The sequence below is a fragment of the Streptomyces colwelliae genome (assembly GCF_048158785.1).
Taxonomy (GTDB): Bacteria; Actinomycetota; Actinomycetes; order Streptomycetales; family Streptomycetaceae; genus Streptomyces.
In genome coordinates, this window is sequence record NZ_JBLTJC010000579.1 from 1 (window position 1) to 4,613 (window position 4,613).

Consider the following 4,613-nt stretch of genomic DNA (forward strand, 5'->3'; position numbering starts at 1 on the left):
GCCCGGCCGCGGCGGCGAGATCCAACTGACCGACGCCCTCCAGGAGTTGGCCACCTCCGGCACGGTCCACGGAGTCGTCTTCAAGGGCCTGCGCTACGACACCGGCGACAAGGCCGACTACCTGCGCACGGTGGTCCGGCTGGCCTGCGACCGCGACGACCTGGGCCCCGAATTCGTCGCGTGGCTCAAGGAGTTCGTGGCGGGACTGGAGAGCGGGAACGTCGGCGAGAGCGACGGGAACGGCGGGAGTGGCGAGGCTGGCGAGGCTGGCGAGGCTGGCGAGGCTGGCGAGGCTGGCGAGGCTGGCGAGGCTGGCGAGGCTGGCGAGGCTGGCGAGGCTGGCGAGGCTGGCGAGGCTGGCGAGGCTGGCGAGAACGAGGGTGCGCGGATCGCGGCCTGAACGCCGTACGCACCACGCGCGCCACACGCATCACGCACACGAGGGCCCGGTCATCCACAGGCGATGACCGGGCCCTCGTAACGGAGTTGAGCCGATCAGCCGTTCGGCCGGAGCGTCCAGATGACCGTCATCTCGCCCGTGACGGCGCCGTCCTCGCGCTGGATGGCGACGGTGACCGGGAACTCGGGGCGCTCGCCCGCGTCGAGTTCGGCGACGACGTCGGCGGCGGGTCGGCCGAGGGTCGCGGTGGCCCTCACCGGGCCCAGGGCGATCTTCTTGAACGCGATCTCGGCGTTGACCGGGAGCGGCACGGCTCGCGAGAGCTGGTCGCCGAAGGCGGCGAGGACGATCGCGCCGCTGGCGGACTCACCGAGGGTGAACATCGCGCCGGCGTGCGGCCCGCCGACGTGGTTGCGGTACTCGCTCTGGTCCGGCAGGGCCAGCACGGCCCGCTCCGGACTGGTCTCCAGATACTCCAGGTTCAGCGTGCGAACCATCGGCACCGTCGCGGCGAGCAGCTCGCCGATGGACATCTGATCTGCGCTCATGAAGAGCATGTTACCCACGAGTAGCCAGGCCTGGCCAGATGTGTGCGGCCGCACACACCATCCACCCACCGCTCGACCACCGAGTCGGCCCTTGATTGGTACGACCCTGACAAGGGGCGGTGACCCAACCGTGTCCCGCGCCGGACTAGGGTTACTGCCCATGTGGCCAGGACAGCAGCCGCCCGGGGGCGAGCAGAACCCGCACGACAACCCGTACCAGCAGCCGGGGTACCAACAGCCGAATCCGTATCAGCAACCCGGCTTTCAGCAGCCCAATCCCTATGGGCAGCAACCGCAGTGGGGCGCTCCGGGCCCCGCGGGCGGACCGCGGCCGCCGCAGAGCGGGGGCGGCGGAAACCGGACGAAGCTGGTCGCGATCATCGCCGCCACGGCCGTCGTCGTGGCCGCGGGTGTGACCGGTTTCCTGGTCCTGGGCGGCGACAAGGACGACAAGGCGGACGGCGGCAAGGACACGTCGAGCCAGTCGCCGTCGGCGTCCGCGGACCCGAGTGCCTCCTCGTCCGGTTCGGACGACAACCCGCGCGGCAACGAGACCGAGAAGCCGACGATCGCGGGCTGGAAGGTCGTCGTCAACCAGAAGTACGGCACCGCGTTCGACGTCCCCGCCGACTGGGAGGTCGGCACGCCGGGCACCTTCACCTTCTTCGAGGACGAGGTGAAGGGCGACGGCTCCCCGTACATCGGCTTCTCGGCGCCCGCCTACCTCAAGCAGAACTGGTGCGAGTCCGACGACAACAAGGACGGCACGAAGGAGACCTCGTCGCTGGCGTCGAGCGGCACCAAGGGTGAGGACGGCGCGAAGGACACCGCGAGCACCGCGCGCGGCGACGCGGCCGCGTTCGCGTTCGGCGGGTACACGGACCAGAAGGACTCGTCCAAGAAGTACCTGAAGATCGGCGCGGCCAAGCCGTACACCTCGAAGTCGGGTGTCACGGGCAGCGTCGCCACCTCGTACACGTCCGGCGTACCGAAGTCCGGCAAGTGCTCCTCCGACGGCAAGGCGACCACGTTCGCCTTCAAGAACTCGGCGGACAACTTCGTCTCCTGGACGCTCTACGGCGCGAAGGGCGTCAGCGAGGAGATCCCCGACGCGACGGTGCAGAAGATCCTGAGCACCGTACGACTGCACGGGGACCCGACGGGCGCCACGAGCTGACGCGCTGGTCGTCGAGGGTCGACCGTTTGGCTTGATTCTGGCGGCAATCTGTTTGGCGGGGTGTGGCATGGGCGGCGATAGTCGGCCGGTGACCGTCACCCCCGCCCCCCGTCGATCGCGCCGACCCGACTGGGCGGGCCGCAACTACACCCTGCTGACCGCCGCCGCGGTGGCGACCGGCCTCGGCGGTAACGGCGCGCTGATCGCCTCCGCGTTCGCCGTGCTGGACGCGGGCGGCGACAGCGGTGACGTGGGTCTGGTGGCCGCCTCGCGCACGCTGCCGCTGGTGTTGTTCCTGCTGATCGGCGGCGCGATCTCGGACCGGGTGCCCCGGCACCACGTCATGGTCGCGGCCAACGCTCTGAGCTGTGTGTCGCAGGCGGCCTTCGCGGTGCTCGTCCTGACCGGCGAGCCCCGCCTCTGGCAGATGATGCTGCTGACCGCGCTCGGCGGCACCGGCCAGGCGTTCTTCGGCCCGGCGGCCGAGGGCATGCTCATGTCCACGGTGAGCGGCGAACAGGCGGGCCGGGCGTTCGCGGTCTTCCGGATGGCGATGCAGGGCGCGTCGCTGGGCGGCGCGGCGCTCGGCGGCGCGCTGGTCGCGGCGGTCGGCCCGGGTTGGGTGCTCGCGGTCGACGCGACGGCGTTCGCGATCGCCGGGGCGCTCCGCTCCTTCCTCGACGTGAGCCACATCCCGCCGCGCGCACCGGGCGGCGGGATGCTGGCCGATCTCCGGGACGGCTGGCGGGAGTTCATCGGCCGCCCGTGGTTGTGGTCCGTCGTCGTGGCCTTCTCCATCGCCAACGCGGTCGTCGGCGCGGCGGACGCGGTCTACGGCCCGCTCGTCGCCCGCGACAGCCTCGGCGGCGCGGGCCCGTGGGGCCTGGCCCTGGCCGCGTTCGGCGCGGGCACGGTGGCCGGCGCCCTCCTGATGACCCGCTGGAAACCCCGCCGCCTGCTCCTCGCGGGCATGCTCGGCATCTTCCCCCTGGCCCTCCCGTCCGCCGCCCTCGCGGTACCGGTCCCGATCGGCGTCCTCTTCACGGTGATGTTCGTCGCGGGCGCGACGGTGGAGGTCTTCGGGGTCTCATGGATGACAGCCCTGCACCAGGAGATCCCCGAGGACAAACTCTCCCGCATCTCCGCCTACGACTGGTTCGGCTCCATCGCCCTCATGCCCCTCGCCGCGGCGGCAGCGGGCCCGACCGAGTCGGCCTTCGGCCGTACGCCCGCGCTGTGGGGGTGCGCGGCTCTCGTCACGGTGGTCACGGGGGCGGTGCTGTGTGTGCCGGAGGTACGGAATCTGCGACGGCGGGACGGGCCCCGTCAGGAGACTTCGGGTGACGCGGTACAGCACCTACTCCCGGACAGCCCGCGTGCCACCGGCGAAGTCCCGTAGCGCAAGGCCGTGTTCCAGGCGCTGCGGGAAGACATCCCGGGCTGCGAGCCGGCTCAGCCGATTCCGAACGCGCCGTCCGGGGGCTCGGGCGACGGAACGGCATCCTCGTCCCGGACCGGCCGCGCACCGCCGATGAACTCCCGTAGCGCAGGCCCGTGTTCAAGCCGTGCCGGGAACGCGTCCGAGGCCACGAGCCGGGTCAGGGCCACCGTGTCGATCGGGTGATGTGCGGCGACCAGCACCGCGTTGCCGAAGCGGCGCCCTCGCAGTACACCCGGTTCGGCGATCAGCGCCAGTTCCTGGAACACCGTGCCGAACGTGGCGAGTTGGGCACGCAGGAAGGTGAAGGGCGCGGAGTCCGCGAGGTTGGCCAGGTAGACGCCGTCGGCCCGCAGGACACGCTCGGCTTCGCGGGCGTACGCCACGGACGTGAGGTGTGCCGGGACCCGCGAGCCGCCGAAGACATCGGCGACGACCACGTCCGCCGAACCGTCCGGCGCCGCCTCCAGCCAGGCGCGGGCATCGGCTCCGTGCACGGTGACACCGGCGCCGTGCGGCAACGGCAGGTGCTCGGTGACCAGCTCCAGCAGCCCGAGGTCGGCCTCGACCACGTCCTGCCGCGAACCTGGCCGGGTCGCCGCCACATACCGGGGCAACGTGAGCGCTCCGCCGCCCAGGTGCAGCACGTCCAGCGGGTGCCCCGGTTCCGCGAGGGTGTCCAGCACATGCCCGAGCCGCCGCGTGTACTCGAACTCCAGGTGCGTCGGCGCGTCCAGGTCCACGTAGGACTGCGGCGCCCCGTCGACAGTCAGCAGCCAGGCCCGCTCCTGGTCCACGTCGGGCATGAGTTTGGCGACCCCGTGATCAACGTCCCGGGTCACGGGTATCGGCTCGTTCACGGGTCCATTGTGCCGGGGTGGACGGTGATGTGGTGGGGCGGTGGCGAGCACGTGCCCTCCGTGATCCCGGCACCGTGCGCCCAGCGCACCCCGGCCGTCGCCGACGCCCACACCCGCGAGCCATCGAGCATCGAGCATCGAGCATCGAGCATCGAGCCGATCATCCAGTCACCCCGCCAGACCCCAGACC

At 71.6% G+C, this 4,613-nt stretch carries 5 protein-coding genes and 1 pseudogene; 3 read left to right on the forward strand and 3 right to left on the reverse strand.

Translation table 11 applies throughout. The features are described from left to right. Positions 1–400: pseudogene (locus tag ACNFOC_RS51190) on the forward strand (hypothetical protein); the annotation flags it as partial. A gap of 95 nt (positions 401–495) precedes the next feature. Here ACNFOC_RS51190 and ACNFOC_RS51195 read toward each other — a convergent pair. Beyond that, positions 496–933 carry a DUF4442 domain-containing protein gene (locus tag ACNFOC_RS51195; RefSeq protein ID WP_416965834.1) on the reverse strand — a complete coding sequence of 146 codons (438 nt, stop codon included), beginning with the start codon at positions 931–933 and terminating at the stop codon, positions 496–498. A 175-nt stretch (positions 934–1,108) separates the two neighbouring features. Here ACNFOC_RS51195 and ACNFOC_RS51200 point away from each other — a divergent pair, with 175 nt between their 5' ends. Together ACNFOC_RS51200 and ACNFOC_RS51205 are read left to right on the forward strand one after the other, a co-directional pair. Next, complete coding sequence (locus ACNFOC_RS51200; RefSeq protein WP_416965830.1) at positions 1,109–2,125, forward strand: DUF8017 domain-containing protein; 1,017 nt, start codon at positions 1,109–1,111, stop codon at positions 2,123–2,125. 67 nt (positions 2,126–2,192) lie between these two features. Continuing rightward, positions 2,193–3,524 carry an MFS transporter gene (locus tag ACNFOC_RS51205; RefSeq protein ID WP_416965831.1) on the forward strand — a complete coding sequence of 444 codons (1,332 nt, stop codon included), beginning with the start codon at positions 2,193–2,195 and terminating at the stop codon, positions 3,522–3,524. Positions 3,525–3,577: 53 nt separating this feature from the next. Here ACNFOC_RS51205 and ACNFOC_RS51210 read toward each other — a convergent pair whose 3' ends face one another. Both ACNFOC_RS51210 and ACNFOC_RS51215 read right to left on the reverse strand, forming a co-directional pair. After that, complete coding sequence (locus tag ACNFOC_RS51210; RefSeq protein ID WP_416965832.1) at positions 3,578–4,423, reverse strand: spermidine synthase; 846 nt, start codon at positions 4,421–4,423, stop codon at positions 3,578–3,580. After that, positions 4,420–4,613 (reverse strand): hypothetical protein (locus tag ACNFOC_RS51215; RefSeq protein ID WP_416965833.1); only part of this gene is annotated, 194 nt, incomplete at its 5' end. The genes ACNFOC_RS51210 and ACNFOC_RS51215, both read right to left, overlap by 4 nt.

Bases quoted from the DNA above. Each gene is read 5' to 3' on its own strand.
- ACNFOC_RS51200 (WP_416965830.1), top strand. From the start codon at position 1,109: ATGTGGCCAGGACAGCAGCCGCCCGGGGGCGAGCAGAACCCGCACGAC.
- ACNFOC_RS51195 (WP_416965834.1), bottom strand. From the start codon at position 933: ATGTCCATCGGCGAGCTGCTCGCCGCGACGGTGCCGATGGTTCGCACG.
- ACNFOC_RS51205 (WP_416965831.1), top strand. From the start codon at position 2,193: ATGGGCGGCGATAGTCGGCCGGTGACCGTCACCCCCGCCCCCCGTCGA.